At 39.0% G+C, this 18,837-nt stretch carries 10 protein-coding genes and 3 tRNA genes; 1 reads left to right on the top strand and 12 read right to left on the bottom strand.

Annotated features, from left to right (window positions below; translation table 11 throughout):
• Positions 1-8: 8 nt before the first annotated feature.
• On the top strand, positions 9-374 hold the full coding sequence (locus DK207_RS00745) for a Na+/H+ antiporter subunit G (RefSeq protein ID WP_109439550.1): 366 nt from the start codon (positions 9-11) through the stop codon (positions 372-374).
• An 85-nt stretch (positions 375-459) separates the two neighbouring features.
• Here DK207_RS00745 and DK207_RS00740 read toward each other — a convergent pair whose 3' ends face one another.
• The 12 genes from DK207_RS00740 to tpiA all read right to left on the bottom strand — a co-directional run bounded on the left by DK207_RS00740 (position 460) and on the right by tpiA (position 18,776).
• Positions 460-10,278, bottom strand: a complete 9,819-nt coding sequence (locus DK207_RS00740; protein WP_109439549.1) for a calcium-binding protein — start codon at positions 10,276-10,278, stop codon at positions 460-462.
• Positions 10,268-10,855 carry a hypothetical protein gene (locus tag DK207_RS00735; RefSeq protein WP_109439673.1) on the bottom strand — a complete coding sequence of 196 codons (588 nt, stop codon included), beginning with the start codon at positions 10,853-10,855 and terminating at the stop codon, positions 10,268-10,270. The genes DK207_RS00740 and DK207_RS00735 overlap by 11 nt, the downstream gene beginning before the upstream one ends.
• A gap of 5 nt (positions 10,856-10,860) precedes the next feature.
• Positions 10,861-11,625 (bottom strand): hypothetical protein, encoded by a 765-nt coding sequence (locus DK207_RS00730; RefSeq protein WP_109439548.1) that lies wholly within the window; start codon positions 11,623-11,625, stop codon positions 10,861-10,863.
• Between the two features lie 221 nt (positions 11,626-11,846).
• Positions 11,847-12,245 carry a ribosome-binding factor A gene (locus tag DK207_RS00725; protein WP_004637691.1) on the bottom strand — a complete coding sequence of 133 codons (399 nt, stop codon included), beginning with the start codon at positions 12,243-12,245 and terminating at the stop codon, positions 11,847-11,849.
• Positions 12,245-14,950 (bottom strand): translation initiation factor IF-2, encoded by a 2,706-nt coding sequence (infB, locus tag DK207_RS00720; protein WP_109439547.1) that lies wholly within the window; start codon positions 14,948-14,950, stop codon positions 12,245-12,247. The genes DK207_RS00725 and infB overlap by 1 nt, the downstream gene beginning before the upstream one ends.
• 10 nt (positions 14,951-14,960) lie before the next feature.
• Entirely contained in the window at positions 14,961-16,445 is a 1,485-nt protein-coding gene (gene nusA / locus DK207_RS00715; protein WP_004637688.1) for a transcription termination factor NusA, read from the bottom strand.
• Positions 16,446-16,482: 37 nt separating this feature from the next.
• A complete protein-coding gene (gene rimP / locus DK207_RS00710) occupies positions 16,483-17,007 on the bottom strand; it encodes a ribosome maturation factor RimP (RefSeq protein WP_005083847.1) in 525 nt (174 codons plus the stop codon).
• A 205-nt stretch (positions 17,008-17,212) separates the two neighbouring features.
• Positions 17,213-17,289: transfer RNA gene (locus DK207_RS00705), tRNA-Met, on the bottom strand.
• Between the two features lie 87 nt (positions 17,290-17,376).
• A tRNA-Met gene (locus DK207_RS00700) sits at positions 17,377-17,453 on the bottom strand.
• Positions 17,454-17,496: 43 nt separating this feature from the next.
• A tRNA-Leu gene (locus DK207_RS00695) sits at positions 17,497-17,581 on the bottom strand.
• A 61-nt stretch (positions 17,582-17,642) separates the two neighbouring features.
• A complete protein-coding gene (gene secG, locus DK207_RS00690) occupies positions 17,643-17,972 on the bottom strand; it encodes a preprotein translocase subunit SecG (protein ID WP_109439546.1) in 330 nt (109 codons plus the stop codon).
• Between the two features lie 12 nt (positions 17,973-17,984).
• Complete coding sequence (gene tpiA / locus DK207_RS00685) at positions 17,985-18,776, bottom strand: triose-phosphate isomerase (RefSeq protein WP_109439545.1); 792 nt, start codon at positions 18,774-18,776, stop codon at positions 17,985-17,987.
• Between the last annotated feature and the right edge of the window lie 61 nt (positions 18,777-18,837).

The following is an 18,837-nucleotide window of genomic DNA, read 5'->3' as shown; positions in this document are numbered from 1 at the left end:
GATAAATCATGCATCTTGGCTTAGAAATTATTATTTCTTTTTTTGTGGTATTTGGCGCATTTTTTATGTTGGTAGGGTCAATTGGTATGATTCGTTTACCAGATCTATTCATGCGACTTCACGCCCCAACCAAAGCAAGTACATTAGGCTTAGGTAGTTTTTTAATTGCAGCAATAGCATTCGGTGCTTCTCATGGTCGTTTCGGCTCTGTTGAATTACTGATTACTTTCTTTGCATTTATCACAGCACCAGTATCTGCCAACTTAATGGCACAAGCCGCGATCCATTTACGCTTACGTTCAAATAGTGGTGAGGTACCTGAAGCCTTAAATCGCCCGCTTCCTTGGCAGCATTATCGCCGTAAAAAAGATTAATCTTTTACAAAAGAACCTCAGTTAAAAAGACCAACTATAGTTGGTCTTTTTATTTCAGATTTTTAGAACTTAGCGTAACAGATTATTAATATATAACACTTTGATTACTAATAAGGTCCTGTAAATACACTTGCTCGCTTTGATTGGTCATTACCAATAATTCCTGATAATCTCCATTCGCTTCACTACGAACATTCCATGTATTCGTTTTAGCAACAGTGTCATAAATAATTTCGATATAATTGGAAAGATTGGAACTAGTTGCATGCCTGTCCAATATTTGCGACAAATCAATCTGGTCTTCCGCCATATCAAAGTCAGCTACATAATCCACAGCAATTTCACCTGAAGCATTGAGCAACAATTCAAGAATATCATTGCCCCCGTTTAAGATGAATAATTCACTCACCGCCGCATCACTACTCAGCACGTTATCACCTGAATCACCCATTACAATATTGGCGACTTCATCCTCAGCATTGACAGGACGATCAATCACAAATACCTGATAAATTTGATCTGAAGTAATACTACCGCCTGTCTCAAAGCTAAAAGACTCAACCTCATGCGCACCGCCCAAGAAGAAATCTTTAACTGTGACTTTATTGGTATTACTGCCATTCACTTTTAAAATTAGATCATCACCAGATTTCGTTAGATAGTTACCAACTTGACTAAAGGTAATTCCATTTCCAAAGATTACTTGATCTGTTCCTAACTTTTCATTAATGAACATCACACCAGAACTATAATTATAGGTGGTATTAAAAGCGTCTAAATCAGTTGATTCAGGTGGTACATTTGCTGATGAGCTTTGTTGTGGCACCGTCATTCCAAATGCACCAAAGATTTGTTCAGCTGTAATTTGCCCACCAGTTTCAAACTGGAATGTTTCTACTAAATATTGCCCACCTAAGAAGAAGTTCTTTACTGTGACTTTGTTAGTATTACTACCATTCACTTTAAGGATTAAATCATCACCTGATTTAGTTAAATAACTTCCTACCTGATTAAAGGTAATACCATTTTTAAAGATGACCTTGTCATTGCCTGATTGTTCAGTGATGGTTAAATCACCTGTTGTGTAGTTATAGACAGTGTCACCTGTGACCTCACTGGAATCCTGATTTACTCCACCTGTAGATGGCAATGTTAAACCAAACGCCCCAAAAACCTGCTCTGCCGTTAAATTACCGCCCGTTTCAAACTCAAAGTTTTCAACTAGATAATTACTAGCAAGGAAGAAATTTTTCACAGTAACTTTATTGGTATTACTGCCATTGATTTTTAGGATCAGATCATCGCCTGATTTAGTTAAATAATTTCCAACCTGGCTAAAAGTAATGCCATTTTTAAAGATTACTTTGTCATTACCTGAATGTTCAGTGATGGTTAAAGTTCCAGTTGTATAGTTATATGTAGTATTCCCTATAACTTCTGGGTTTTCAGTAACTGGAGGTTCCGGATTTTTTGGTTCAGTTGGTGTTGGTGGAATGGTTAATCCAAATGCCCCGAAGATTTGTTCTGCTGTTAGTTGCCCACCTGTTTCAAACTGGAATGTTTCGACTAAATGATCTCCACCCAAGAAGAAATTTTTCACCGTCACTTTGTTAGTATTGCTACCATTCACTTTAAGTATAAGGTCATTACCCGATTTATTCAGGTAATTACCAACTTGACTAAAAGTAATGCCACTTTTAAAGACAACCTTATCATTCCCCGATTGCTCAGTAATCGTGAGTTCACCTGTTGTATAATGATACGTTGTATCCCCTGCGACATTTGATGTTTCTGGTTCAGTTGGATCAGGATTTTCAGGCTCAGGCTGTGTTGCTTGATTCAATATTGCTGCAATCTGTGCAGCTGTAATCGTATATCCACCATTTGGCTGTACTGCCGCAATGGCTTTTTCACCACCAAGAAAATGATCTTTAACTCGAACATATTGATCTGGATTATTATCAATCATGACTATCAGATCATCATTTTTTTTAGAAAAACTGATCCGATCATGCGTAATACCATGGTCCATTAACCAAAGCACATCATGACCACCCCCAGTTTGATCGATAATATCTACACCATCTGATAAATAATAAAAGTATTTATCATCACCAGCACCACCATCTAAATAATCATTACCTAAACCACCGATCAATGTATCATTCCCTGAACCACCATACATATGGTCATCACCGATACCACCATCTAGATAATCATTACCTGCACCACCTTCTATGCGGTCGTTTCCTGCCTTTGCCCAGATGGTATCGTTACCATCAAAACTTTCTATCAAATCATTCTGTGATGTACCATATAATGTTTCTGATGAAACCGTACCTTCAATAATCTGATCATATAATCCATTATATGAGCGCAGTCTAATAATATTCACGATATCAGAAGCATTTATGATGGTATTACTATCTTCAAATTTAATACCATCGATGGCATTTTCTCCACCGAGATAATGATCTTTGATAAGAATTCCACTCTCAGAATCATTGTTGAATATCAAAATAAGATCATCATGCTCCTTAACAAATTCCACATTATGAAGATTTATACCTGACAAATGTATAACATCACTACCGCCACCAGTTTGATTGATAATATCAAAACCATCTCCAACACTATAATAATATCGATCATCGGCTAATCCACCAATATAAAGGTCTTGACCAACTCCACCATACATATCAGTAGCTACATTACTGGCAAAGATTGTATCGTTGCCTAAACCACCATAAACTGTGGCAGATTGATAGCTGATATGAATCGTATCATTACCCTCACCACCATAGATTTTATCTCCAGAATAGTTTAACTTGATATCTTGATCATCATCATTTGGATCGTAGTTATAGATGATATCATCATCACTACCACCATAAACTTCATCCACAGCAGTAGTATCTGTGACTACAATGTAGTCATTGCCTTCTTCACCATATACACGACTTGCCCCAGAACCAGTATAGATCTGGTCATCACCAGCACCCGCATAAATATGGTCTCCATCAAAATGATGTGCGGTTACACCATAAATAATGTCATTTCCAGCACCATAGACTGACTTGACCACTCCCTGATCAAAAATATCTGCAATGGACAATGTCGTACTTAGAAACTGGTAACCACTACCACCGCTATAATTTACCTTAAGGTTTTGACTATTATTAATAAACACATCTAATTTCTTAATATTTTCAAAATCTTGATAGTTATAAATATCTTTAAAATAAAACAAAACATCACCCGAACTATATTTAGTTCGTGCCTCACCATATATATTACTATAACCCGATGAATCTTCATCTAAAACAAACTTTACTTCACCCAAATATGCATCATATTCGATCGTTACATTTCTTGTTGTATTCTTAGTAAAGCTATAATATTTAATATTATTTACTTCATATTCAAAATTTCCACTGAGTGGATACACAAAGTCACTGATATGACCCCCTGCTCTTACAGCATAAAATGGAACCATCGATAGATTAATCTTACCTTGATAATCTTCATCATGTATTAAAGTGTTCTTAGAACCATCTGCAATACTATAATTATCATAGCCTAGACCACCATAGAGTACATGATGATCACCTGCCTGGACCCTGAGCTGGTCATCACCACGCCCTCCATAGATTTCTGCATAATGTCCTCCTACACTAAGGGAATCATTACCCTCGCCACCATAGAGACGAGAGTTTGAGGCGTTTTGCACTTCAATATCATCATCACCATCGCCAGCATAAATCTCATATTGCCCATCAACTGCATTAATATAATCATTTCCTGCAAGTGTATCTATAATATAATTATGTTCTCCCCTGATATAAATAACATCACTTTGCATAGTTCCATTTTTAACAATATTGACAATATCATTAAAGTTTAATAACAAATTGTTTTGAGTAATATTAAATAAGTCAATAGAATGGGATGTATTGGTATATGAATAAGGATCAGAAGAGAAGAATGATTCTACAGTTAGGACATCTGTTGTGTTTTTAATTTTTATCAGTAAATTTCTGGATTCATTTTTATCCCTTACAAATTGAATATCATCTATATCTATTTGGTTAAAAATAACCTGACCTGTTTCCCCACCTACTTTGGCATCAATGATTCGATCCTGCCCAAAACCTGAATCAAAGATATAAATATCACTTCCACCACCACCATATAGAGTATCATTTCCCTCGCCACCAATTAAAATATCATTCCCAGCTCCACCATAGAGATGATCATTGTCGGCACCTCCGTCCAGATAATCATTTCCACCATCGCCTTCTAAAATATCATCACCATCTCCACCATATAAATGATCATTCTGATTATGACCAATTATATAGTCATTTCCAGCCAACCCATAAAGTGTATGTTTTTCACCATAAAATCCAACAATTACATCATCATTTTTGGTCGGCTTGAGTACCTGTTGCTTAATGTCTTCCTTTTCCCAAATCACACTATTCTGGAACTCGAGATAGTCTTTCCTTATGACTGTATTAATATCACTAAAATAGCGCTCCAGTATTAAACTATCATTGCTACTCTTAGTTTTTATCAGTAAGTCATTATCCTGCCTATGAGCACTAACATCCTCTGGATTTAAATTTATAAGCTGTACCTTATTTTTCTCACTGGAGTATCTAATAAGATCATGACCATAATTCAACCCAAAAACAAAGATATTTTCTCCATTTCCACCATCCAGAATATCATCTCCTTCGCCTCCATCTAATAAATCATGTCCAGCACCACCATAAAGCTCATCATGTCCAGTACCACCATAAAGCCTATCATCACCGATTCCCCCATAGATTTTATCATTACCTCCCTCTCCATAAATCCTGTTATTTCCAAGATTGATTTCAATAATATCATCACCATTTGTTCCAATATAATTTCCATCTAAACTTAAGAATTTACTCTTAAATTCTTCCAAACTGTAGTTTTTATGATTGATCTCAAACAATGAAATCTTATCTATATCAACCTTGATTATATTATCCTTATAATGAATTCTCCCCTCTCTATAAAATAAATAGCTTTCATCAAGGCCAAAGTTGAACTTTATAATATTCTCTGTATTGATCTCTATAATTTCATCTTGTCCAAAGTTTTCATTAAAAATATAAGTATCCCATCCTAAACCACCTTGTAATATATTATTTGTTTCATTTGAAACTAGTGTATCATCACCTGTCCCACTTATTGCATTCTCTATCGTGGTGCCATAACCGATAAAGCTTTGCCCATCCACCAAAATACTTTGGTTCTTTTGACCGATATAACTCCAGCCACCAGCATTCAGATCCAGATAGACATTTTCGACCTGTTGTGAAGCATCAAAAGTATCTATTCCATTGCCATCCCAAATATACTTATCGGCAAAGGTATAACTATTATTTTCTGCACGTATATTTTTATTGACCCCATGCAAATAGTGTAATGCTGCAATATCATAAATTTTTAATTCTGTATCATTTATTCCATTAGAGCTATACGACATAATCGTATTATTCTGGGTATTCTCCAATTCTGGCAATACTGGTGCCTCAAATGGATGTTCCAGCCCCAAAGCATGTCCAATCTCATGCAGTAAGACTTCAAAACCATATTGGCCTTCATCAAATGAGTTTGCAGTGTCAAAGTAAGCAGAGTTTAAGTGTATTTGCCCATTGTATGCACTGGCATAACCTGCTGCTGCGCCCGCATCGACATCCGAAAGATCATCTAAATAAAATCTAAGATCGCCTGCACCTGTTTCTGATGCTACAAATGTGATATTGAGGACTTGAGCAAATTTATTAAGCGCACTTTCTATGGCTTGCATTTGCTGGATATAAAAAGGTTGGCTACCTGAAGCACTATTTACAGGAAAAGTAAATGTGAGAATTTCCTTTCCTTGTGCGGCAATATAATCTCTGGTTACAAGCGCATCTACAAAATAAGCCACGTTTTCCAAAGGTTCAGGCGGTAACTCATTGTCTTCTGGAGGGGGTGCCATTTGCATGATTTGATCAGTATCCCAGACTGTTCCATCTTCAAAGCGTACTTGCGAGATTTCAATCTGTTCAAATAATTCTTGATTTTCTAGATAAGTATTTTTACTGGTATTTCTGACTTTATAATAATCTCTGACCGTTACTTGATCGTCTATGCCATATTTGATCACCAAGTTAAAACCATCACGAATAACAGCACGAGTTTGGCTTGGATCAAATGTAAAATAAATAAAATTTTGATAATTGAGTGCAGCTAAATCTGAGACCTCTTCTACAATGGTATCTTTTCCATCACCAATTGAAAAAACATATAAATCTGAACCACGACCACCATAAAGGAAATCATCGCCTGTATCGCCATACAGGATATCATCTCCATCACCACCATATAAGTGATCTACTCCACTGCCACCAAATAGAATATCATTATTTTCTTTACCATAGAGCTTATCATCCTCAGTTCCACCAAACAGAATATCATCTCCAATCCCACCATCTATGTGGTCTTTTCCTTGATCACCAAAGAGGATATCATTGCCATCCCCACCATACACAAAGTCGCCATCATCCCCACCATAAATGATGTCATTTCCACCATTGCCCCGAATTGTGTCCCCACCTTTTCCACCATAAATCAGGTCATCACCATAGCGAGATGAATCAGCCGATTTTGGAGGTCCATTGGTTCCAATTAGATTCGGTAGATCACCAATGATGTTATCTTCCCCATCTCCACCATAGATGACATCTGACTCATACCCACCCATTATGGTATCATTATCGGCTCCACCATAAAGATAGTCACGGCCAGCCCCACCATACAAATAATCTACACCTGCACCACCATACAGATAATCACTCCCCCCCATACCCAAGAGATAATCACTCTCTGTTCCACCATAAAGTTGGTCAACACTGCCTGAACCAAAAATAAAATCCTGACCCGCTCCACCATAGACAATATCCGTACCTAACTCACCACCCTCATCTTTTTCTGGCAATAAAGCTAAAACAGTCCCTAATTCAACCCGTTTATTATTAATCGTTGCCGAAAGATTGATATGTGGAAGTAACGATGTTCCATAGTAATAAATATATGATTTTGATTCTTCGCTATAGATTGGTTCATAGTTAAAGTCAAGCTGCCACTCTCTATTGACAGACTGCAAGATATACTCAGCATCTAAGTTATATTGACTGGCAATGACACTTGCACGAATTGCCCCATTTCCGGCACTGAGGATTAAATCATTTCCCTCCCCTCCGTAAATAATATCTTTTCCTGCTCCCCCCATAATAATATCTGCATCATCCCCTCCATCAATAAAGTCATCTCCATCACCACCAGTAATATAGTCCTTACCAGCCCCTCCCAAAAGTATGTCGGCATCATATGTCGTACTTCCACTGATATAGTCATTACCCGCCCCACCATTAACCTTATTTTGGTTATAGGCAATATTATTTCCACCTGTTAAGATTGGTAAATTTTCTAAGGATGGATCAGGACTAGTTAGGATATTACTAAAAATTAATCCCATATCTCCATTATTTTTCCAACCATCTATATAAATTGTATTTTTCTCATCACCGTCCTTGTGGATGCTTATTATTTTCTTATTATCTTCTTCACCCAGTTTTCTTATAATATATTGGCCATCCTGACTTCGCCATGCCTTAATCTCATGATCATATTCACCAGTAATGAGTTGTTTTGAGTTTATTAATATTTTACCCAAACCATCTATAATAAGACTTGTTTCATTTCCAGAACCAGATAAAAAATCAAATTTATATATATCTAAGCCACCTTTTCCCTCTAGAATATTTATGCCAGCACCACCCTGAATAATATCAGCGCTTTGCCCGCCATAAACAAGGTCATTCCCCTCACCGCCTTTGATTGTAGCTAATCCTGCACCAGCATAGATAATATCATTGCCACTTCCACCATTAAGTTCATCTGGCGATAAATTAATATTATTTTGATCAGCATAAATAATGTCATTGCCATCACCGCCATCAGCATGTAACCAGCCTTCTCCGCCAACGAGAATATCGTTGCCATTACCACCATTTAATAAATCATTATCTGAACCGCCATGTAAGTAGTCATTGCCATCACCTCCATGCAATTCATCATTTTCCGCTCCGCCATATAATATGTCGTTTCCTACTCCGCCATATAAATAGTCAATCCCATCCATTCCCATGAGTTTGTCGTGATCATCTCCACCATAGAGTTCATCACTACCTGCTCCGCCTTCTAAATAGTCGTTACCTTTACCACCATTTAATAAATCATTATCTGAACCGCCATGTAAGTAGTCATTGCCATCACCTCCATGCAATTCATCATTTTCCGCTCCGCCATATAATATGTCGTTTCCTGCTCCGCCATATAAATAGTCAATCCCATCCATTCCCATGAGTTTGTCGTGATCATCTCCACCATAGAGTTCATCACTACCTGCTCCGCCTTCTAAATAGTCGTTACCTTTGCCACCATAGAGTTCGTCATTGCCTCGACCACCATAAATATGATCTTTTCCATCACCTCCACGTATATTACTGTCATTGCCATCTGTACCAAATATAAAGGAGTTTTGTGGGATACTGAGATTTGCTCCCATTTTAACCACTTTTATTCCTGTACTTATATCTTCAATCAACCAGTTTTGATCTGGTAAAGGTGAACCAATTGTTGTTCCTGTTATCCAATAATTTCTTATAGTTAATAATGCCTTGGCCCTATCCTCTATCCACTGTTCAGTAATTTCACCTTGTTCTGTTAATGGATTATATAGTCCAAATTTGCTTTGGACTGCTGAACTTGTTTCGACTGATACCATTGAAAGAGCACTGAGAGCAGAACGAACATTGGCGTTTGTTTTTGCTAAAGTGATTAATTCGGATAGACTTGATTGGTTTAAAGATTGTGTTTCTAAATCTAAAATTGAGCTTTGAAAAAATGCTCTTGCATTCGCAAAAAAGTTATCATCATTCGTTGTTCCTATAATTGATTTTCCTAATACAGCACCCATTAACATATCAAGAAAACGATTTACACCAACACTATTAATTAAACCAAATGAAGATAATAATTTTTGATTATCTGTTCCTGTTACCAAAGTAGAAAGATAATCAATAAATGTTTTCTCTCCCACAACATAACCATAAAAAGTTTGTCCTAAAATGGCAATATCCTTTGCCGTTTGATTACTCCCTATTGTTTCATCAATAATTACATTTTTTAAAAACTCTGTTGCTGCTGCTTTAAAACCTGCTTCATAGCTGACATACGCATATAGCACATCGCGCCAGTCATTGAGGGAATCTACTACTAAAGGTTTATCTCCTTTACTCATTAAACGATAACTTTGATCACTGGTCAGCTGGGTAAAAAGTAGTGCTCCTGACCATGCTGAGTTAGCCCCTAACTCAGCAGCAGTATCATTTGGATCACGATTAAATAAAATTTTTCCAACTGCGGTTGCATCTTTTTCGGCAATTTCATCAATTTCAGGTATGACTGCATAAGTTTCTATTTTTTCTTCACCAAAAAGGTTCTTTAATAGATTTTTAGCTACTTCATCTGATGCCTGTTGCATTAAACTTTCAGAGACTGTTTCTCCATAACGTAACATTGCCTGAGTGCTACTATACACACGAATAAGTTCAGACATCGAACCACGCCCAACATTGGCTTCTGTTGCCCCTCTCAACCAAAGTACTGTTGGATTGGTTGATTCATAGCCATAATTAGTTTGTAATAAATTGGCTAAAGTTTGATAAATTCGCCAATAACCAATTTGCCCATTTTCTGCCTGTAGACGCATAGCAGCAATTTGATCCATATGTACTTGGCTTAGTTTAGTTGACATAATGTATTTCCTTTATTTCTTCTTTTAAAATTTTTAATGTAGTTAAACAAACATCTAAATATTGCTCATCTGTAACATTAATAAAATGAGCATTGTAAATTTCAATAAGAACTCCACTCCATTTAAATCGACCTATTTCAGAATTGCATGAATTGTGGTTAAATGTATTTACATCACCATAATAATACTGAGGTGAGTACATAAATATTCTAAATACTGCTTGCTCCACAGCATTATCTTTCCATTTTTTTTTCATTAGCTTATTAATATCTCTAACTCTAATGGTAAACCCATTAGCACCATAATATTCTCTAGGTATTAACCAAAAACGACCATTACGCTTTAATAGAGCATATTTTCGAGAGTCAAATTTTGGTAATCTAGCAAAATCTTCTGATGTATATGAGTCGAACTCTTGAGCTAGCCTCATCCTTTGCCGTTCCATCAATGAATGAATACGAGCATCCTGTCTCTTCTCCGTTAAAGGAACACATTTATATACTAGCCAAGCTGTAAAAAAGATTAAAAGTAAAGCCCATATAAAACCTTTTGATGGCCTGTAGTTTTTTATATTCATCATTATTATTTATCCATTTTTAATAATTTTTTAGGTCTTATTTTTTCTACTTCATTAAACAAACTAAAAGTTTGATTCACATAATTCACCACACCTGAAATTTGATCCATATAGTGCATAAGTTCAGGTGTTTTCTCAGCCTGTAGCAGTTTTATCGTGTGTGATGGATCGTAACCATCAAACTGACAGTAAAATAAAGGTTCACCCCGTTTTAGAATTAAATCCTTTGAAGTGTCATACCATTCAAATGCCCACATTAGTGGTCGTGGCCAAATATGAATCGGAAAACGTCCACCAAATATTGTGCCTGGTAGCGGATTCTTGCGGTAATGCCCAAAAGCATCCAATTGAGTGATGTACACCACTTCATCTGCAATAAAGCAATATGGAAGTTTCAGTTGTAAGATTGGGACTTGAGGCGTACGCCATTCATTCTCATTGACAATTGTGAGCAGCTCTCGTAATTTATTGGCACGTATAGGCGACTGATCCCCCAAGACATTCACTAAGGTCGGCTTGCCTTGTGCATCTCGTGCAAAACGCAGATGGAAGTCAAATGGGCAATTAATAACAAAATAACGACTTTCCAACTGCAATACCGCAGGACAACGGCTTGCTGACTTGGCATGTTTGGTCTGTGACTGCGAACGCATCCGATAAGGTGGTTCATACAGAATGGATGCTCTGTCCTCTGTTAAAAACCAACCCACTTGAATTGGTCCTTCCCCAATCAACTTTTCGTTATCTTCAATGGTAAAATGAATATGCATTTTAAATTTTTATTTCAGTTTTTCGTCTACAATATTTTACGCTGACTTGCTTCTTTTTCATACAAATCAGTCTGTATATATTTTTGATTTAACTAGCAAAATTTCTTTTAAGTGAGTACTTGTTCTCTTTAATTATTTTTTAAATTTCTAAAAGATAGAATCTACTAATCATCCTAAAAACCTCATGTATTAAAAAGCCACCCGAAGGTGGCTTTTTAAACTTATTCTTTATCTTGCTCTTGTTCAGGCAAATCCTTGACAGCTTCAGCAATCAAACCAAACATATAATTGCCATAAGCATTGGTTTTGTCGTAGTGAAAACGCAAGCGAGGTGTGATACGGGTTTTAATACGACGACTCAACTCATGACGCAAGAAACCAGATGCTTTATTCAATACATCTAAAGTTTCTTTATTCGCCGCTTCACTTTGATCATCGCCAAGTTCACGCCCCATTACGGTCACATAAACTTCAGCATATCCCATATCAGCACTAACTTTCACGGCTGAGATGGTCACTAGACCACCCAGACGTGGATCTTTAAGCTCTTGACGGATCAGCTCAGACAACTCACGTTGTACCGAATCCGCCATGCGCTTTAAGCGTTGGCTACCCGCCATTAAAGACTCCGTTTAACCAATTGGACATCATAAACCTCGATCTTATCGAGTTCTTTGATGTCGTTATAACCTTTTACAGCAAGACCACATTCCATACCAGCACGAACTTCTTCAACCACGTCCTTATAACGACGTAGAGACTCAAGTTCACCTTGGAACACAACCACGTCATCACGTAAGACACGGATTGGCTTGTTACGGTGAATCACACCTTCCATCACCATACAGCCTGCTGCTGCACCAAACTTACTTGAACGGAACACTTCACGTACTTGCGCAACACCCAAGATCGTTTCACGATGTTCAGGAGCAAGCTTACCGCTCATTGCCGCTTTTACGTCATCAATCAATTGATAAATAATGCTGTAGTAACGAATATCAATACCATCTTGATCAGACTTCTGACGTGCTGTGTTATCTGCACGTACGTTAAAGCCTAATAACACAGCTTCAGATGATTCAGCAAGCGTCACATCAGACTCAGTAATCGCACCAACACCTGAACCGATTACGCGTACTTTCACTTCATCAGTAGAAAGTTCATCAAGTGCAACATGCAATGCTTCTAAAGTACCACGTACATCAGTTTTAAGTACAACATTCACGGTTGGAACATCTTTCTTGCCCATCGATGCCATGATGTTTTCTAAACGCATTGCGCTTGCACGCTCAAGACGTTTTTGACGCTCACGGTCAGCACGCGCATCAGCAACTTCACGAGCTTTCTTCTCATCGTTCACGACAAGAACTTCATCACCCGCCATTGGCGCTTCTGGTAAACCTAAGATTTCAACAGGAATAGATGGTCCAGCTGTCGTGATACGTTGACCATTTTCATCAGACATCGCACGTACACGACCATAAGATGAACCAGCCAATACAAGATCACCAATGTTCAATGTACCGTTTTGTACAAGAATCGAGGTCACTGCACCGCGACCTTTGTCAACACGCGCTTCGATGACAACACCTTGTGCCGCACCTTCTGCAGAAGCTTTAAGCTCCATCAACTCAGATTGAATCAAGATCAAATCAAGTAATTCATCAATACCTTGACCTGAGTGTGCTGATACTTTAGCGATTGGAACATCACCGCCCCACTCTTCAGGTACGATACCTTTGGTGGTCAATTCATTTAACACGCGATCTGGATCAGCTGACTCTTTATCCATCTTGTTGATTGCAACAATGATCGGCGTACCTGCAGCACGCGCATGATCAATAGCTTCAGCAGTTTGTGGCATCACACCATCATCCGCAGCTACAACAAGTACAACGATATCAGTCGCTTTGGCACCACGAGAACGCATAGAGGTAAATGCTGCGTGTCCTGGAGTATCTAAGAAAGTAATAATGCCTTTCTCAGTTTCAACATGATAAGCACCGATATGCTGCGTAATACCACCTGCTTCGCCCGCTGCCACTTTAGAACGACGGATACGATCCAATAATGACGTTTTACCATGGTCAACGTGACCCATGATGGTGACGACTGGAGGACGAGTGGTTTGCTCGCCACGCGCTTCTTCAGCAGCTTCAAGCAAGTTATCCTCTGCTTGTGTATCAGAAACTAGAATTGGGTTATGGCCTAACTCTTCAACCACCAATACTGCTGTATCTTGGTCAATCGATTGGTTCTGAGTGACAAGCTCACCCATTTTCATGAGCATCTTGATGACTTCGCGGACTTTAACCGCCATTTTCTGTGCTAAATCAGCCACAACAATCGTTGAACCAATTTCCACATCATAAACTTGTTTCTTAACCGGTTTTTCAAAACCATGTTTGTTTGACTGACTGGTTTTTAAGCCACGTTTGTGATGTGTACGGTTAAAGCTTTGCTCTTCTTGGTTATTACGACCACCTTTCTTCTGACCACGTGTGTTGCTCGCGCCACCACGTTTGATTTCACGGTCTTCTTGATTAAAGGAATCTTCATAAGCCTGACCTACAAGACCAGCTGCCAATGGTGAGTCATCAATCACACGAATCGTAGTCGTTGCATCATCACTTGAATATTTCGATGCCATTTTACGCATCTGTTCAAGTGTACGCTGTTGAGCTTCTTCAGCCGCTTTGCGACGTACTGCTTCTTCAGTCGCTTTTAACTGAGCAGCCTGTTCTTCACGTGCTTTCTTTTGCTCTGCAGTTTCTGTTGGTTTCACAACAGGTGCTTTAATTACTTTATCGCTGTTACGCTTTTTCACAACGACTGCAGTTTTAGCAGGCGCTTGTGTAGCGCTATCAGAAGTGTGTGCCGCACGCATTGCTTCTAGCGTTGCATTGGCTTTCTGTTCAGCTTGATTACGCGCTTTTTGTTCAGCTTCTGCACGTGAACTCTGTTCTACGCGTGCTTTTGCTTCCGCTTCTGCGCGCGCTTTTGCTTCTGCAGCAATTAATTCTGGATTTGGCTTTGCAAAAACTTGCTTCTTACGAACTTCAACATTAATGCTTTTTGCTTTACCCGATGTACTGGTTACTTTAGCAGTACTCGTTGTTTTACGTTTCAACGCGATCTTTCCTGTGTTACCACTTTCTTGACCATGAACTTTTTTCAAATAATTGACTAAAGTATCTTGCTGTTCAGTGGTAATAATGTCATCTGCTTTACGCTGTGGTAGACCTGCCTCGCGAACCTGCTCTAGGAGTTTCTCTACAGGACGTTCTACGCTGAGTGCTAACTCTTGAATCGACTTGTCCGTCATCTATAATCTCCTAGTTAAACCATGATTCACGTGCTTTCATAATCAATTGACCCGCTTTGTCATGCCCCAAACCTTCGATATCAGAAATATCGTCAGTTGCTTGGTCAGCCAAGTCATCAACTGTAATCACACCACGTGCCGCCAATGCATATGCAATCTCAGTGGTCATACCATCCATACCGAGAAGTTCTGCGCTTGGCTCTTGAATATTTTCTTGCTGTTTCAACGCATCCGTTAAAGCAGCTTCTTTCGCACGACTCTGCAATAATTCAACTAGATCGGCATCAAGCTCAATCTCATCAAATGTTTCTGCTGGCACATAAGCAATCTCTTCTAATGAAGTGAAGCCCATTTCAACCAATGCCATTGCCAAGTCTTCTTCAATATCTAAACGTGAAACAAACATATCAAGATATTGCTGTGCTTCATTTTGCTGACGAGCACGATACTCTTCTTCTAACATCATGTCGAGCTTATAACCCGTTAACTCAGATGCTAAACGAACATTTTGACCTTGCGAACCAATCGCACGCGCTAACTGATCATTGGTCGCGAAAATGATATCCGCACTACGTGCGTCTTCATCAAGCACAATACCAGATACATCAGCTGGCTCTAATGCACTTGCAATATACTGCGCTGGGTCGTCAGACCACACCACCACATCAATACGCTCGCCATTGAGTTCTTGCTGTACCGCTTGAATACGAGTACCACGCATACCAATACATGCACCCACTGGATCAATACGGTGATCATTGGTTTTGACAGCAATTTTAGCACGTACACCTGGTTGACGTGCAGCTGCCTTGATTTCAATGATCTCTTCAGAAATTTCTGGAATTTCTTTTTTCATCAACGCAATCAGCATTTCAGGACGAGCACGCGACAATAACAACTGTGCACCACGACCTTCACGATTTACATTATATAAAATCGCATTGATACGCTGCTTAGGACGCAAGATTTCTTTGTGAATCGTTTCTTCACGTGCCAAATACGCTTCAGCATTGTCACCAAGATCAATGATAAAGCCATCTTTAGTTTGCTTTTTCACTTCACCATAAATCAATTCGCCAACTTTTGACTCATACGCATCAGCAACCAATGCACGTTCAGCTTCACGAATTTTTTGTACAATCACTTGTTTTGCAATTTGTGCAGCAATACGACCGAACTCAATCGACTCAACTTCAAGCTCACGTACATCACCAATCGACCACTGTGCAGGATCTACATCAGAAATTGCATCTTGGCATGCAGGCATTTCATGATCTTCATCTGCTACCACAGTCCACTGACGGAATGTACGGTAGTCACCAGTTTTACGGTCAATCTCAACGCGGAGTTGCGCTTCTTCTGCATGTGTATTTTCGTAAAACTTTTTCTTCGTCGCTGCAACTAGGGCTTGCTCTAATGCTTGGAAGATCGCCTCACGACTAACACCTTTTTCATTACTAACCGTCTCTGCGACGGTAAGAATTTCACGGCCCATAAGTCACCTACCGATTTCTTATAAAATTAAGTTAATATTAGTCTTGATAGATTAAATTTGCTTTATCAATATTATGACTATCAATTTCAAGCACTTGACCACCCTCTACTTCGACCTGAATCATTTCATTTTCCAGATCAACAGAAAGTAATTTCGCTTGGAATTTACGACGGTTTTCGACAGCAGCAATTAATCGTAAAGCAACTTGTTGTCCAATATACCCAGACATTTGTGACAACTGAAAGAATGGACGATCCCAACCTGGTGAAGAAACTTCTAATGCATATTCACCTGAAATCGGATCATGTACATCCAGCATTGCACCCACTTGTTGTGTCACAAGTACACAATCCTGAACACCAATACCTCGACCTTCTTCAACTTCACCATCTTCATTCAGAACTGGTTCTGCATTCTCATCGATGGCTTTATCGATATAAATGCGTAGTAATGAGCGTTTACCTTGTGGCAGAAATTCAATTCCCCACAAATCTACATCACAGGCAGCAACCGCTGGTGCGATTAGATCAAATAGTGCTTGAGATTTATTTGATAGTTTCATTTACTCTCGTTGCTCTCATGCGAGCCAATCAATAACCGTATAGTGAACACGATAATTTGATCTTGCGCCGTATCCGGCTCATATCGACACTACACGATAGCTAAACAACCAATAAAAAAGGGCGTAACCGCCCCTATGTTACACAGAAAACAGAAGTCCACTGTGCAAAAAGGCCCACCTTATTGTGAGCCTCTTTTTAGAAACTTGGTAGCGGGAGCTGGATTTGAACCAACGACCTTCGGGTTATGAGCCCGACGAGCTACCAGACTGCTCCATCCCGCATCAACGTGCAAAATTATATACAATTATGAAAAAAAGTCAATTTGAGTTTTCTTCACCATTGCTTGATTAAGTTGCACCTTAATCAAATGGTAGCGGGAGCTGGATTTGAACCAACGACCTTCGGGTTATGAGCCCGACGAGCTACCAGACTGCTCCATCCCGCATCAACAAATCACTGCATACACCAAACTTACTGGTTATTAAGCTTGGTGCGGAAGGGGGGACTTGAACCCCCACGCCCGAAAGCACTACCACCTCAAGGTAGCGTGTCTACCAATTCCACCACCACCGCAGCTTTCTTTGTGGGACGCATTCTATTCCTTTAATTGAAAAAAGGAAAGTGCTAATTCGACTTATTCAGTCGTTTTCGGTGCATTTGATGAAGTTTCAGTCGATGCTGCTGGAGTTGCACTAGAACTTTGAACAGTTTTTAAGCTATAAGCATCCGTCGTGCTTTTCTTCGCCATCACAGCCAATGAAAGGCTGGTCACAAAAAATATAGCCGTAAAAATTGCAGTCAAACGTGTCAAGAAGTTTCCAGCGCCAGAAGCTCCAAATACGGTTGCTGCACCGCCACCACCAAATGATGCTCCTGCTTCAGCACCTTTACCTTGTTGTACTAAGACCAAAGCAATAATCAAAATTGCTAAAATAATGTGTACAACGAGTATAAAACTATACATCTCTATTCCTCGTTATTTGCTTTGTGCAAATGCTTTTGCAATTTGGTAAAAAGACTGCGCATTTAAAGATGCACCACCCACTAAAGCACCGTCTATATCTGGGCAAGCCGCAAGCTCAACCGCATTTTCTGCTTTTACACTACCACCATATAGGATTGCAATATTGGCACCCCATGAGGTGATCTGTTTTAAACCTTCACGAATTTTAGCGTGCATGGCTTGCGCATCTGCTGGTGAAGCAGTTTTACCCGTACCAATCGCCCAAATCGGCTCATAAGCAATCACAACATTTTTCCACTGTTCTGCTTGCACAACAGGGGCGATATCACAGATTTGTTGCAATACAACTTGCTCAGCAAGCCCTTGCTCACGTTGCTCCAAACTTTCACCCACACAATAAATCACGGTTAAGCCCGCGTTTAAAGCGTTTTGTAACTTTGCTTTTAAAATTGCAACATCATCACCAAATATTTCACGACGCTCGGAGTGACCGACCAACACGAATTCAATCGCGCTATCTTTTAAAAGTTCAGCACTCACCTCACCCGTATAAGCACCTGTCCCTGCTACACGAGAAACATCTTGTGCTACTGTGTATATCGGTCTAGCAGCATCTTTTAACTGAGTTTGAATTTGAGTTAATGCGATTGCAATCGGTGCAACGCCGATATGACATTTTGTAGAATCAATTTCTTGCTGTTGTAATAACTGCTTAAATTCTTGTACTAATTGGACAGCATTCGCATGCATTGGATTCATTTTCCAATTACCGACAACCCATGGGGTAATAGTCGAGCTCGACATACTTCGCCTACCTTAATGTTAATTTCTCAAAAATGCTGCATATTTTACACGGATTTTTATA

Source organism: Acinetobacter haemolyticus (assembly GCF_900406815.1).
In the GTDB taxonomy this organism is placed as follows: domain Bacteria; phylum Pseudomonadota; class Gammaproteobacteria; order Pseudomonadales; family Moraxellaceae; genus Acinetobacter; species Acinetobacter haemolyticus_A.
Note: the sequence above shows the minus strand (reverse complement) of the source record. Positions and strands in the feature narration are given on the sequence as shown.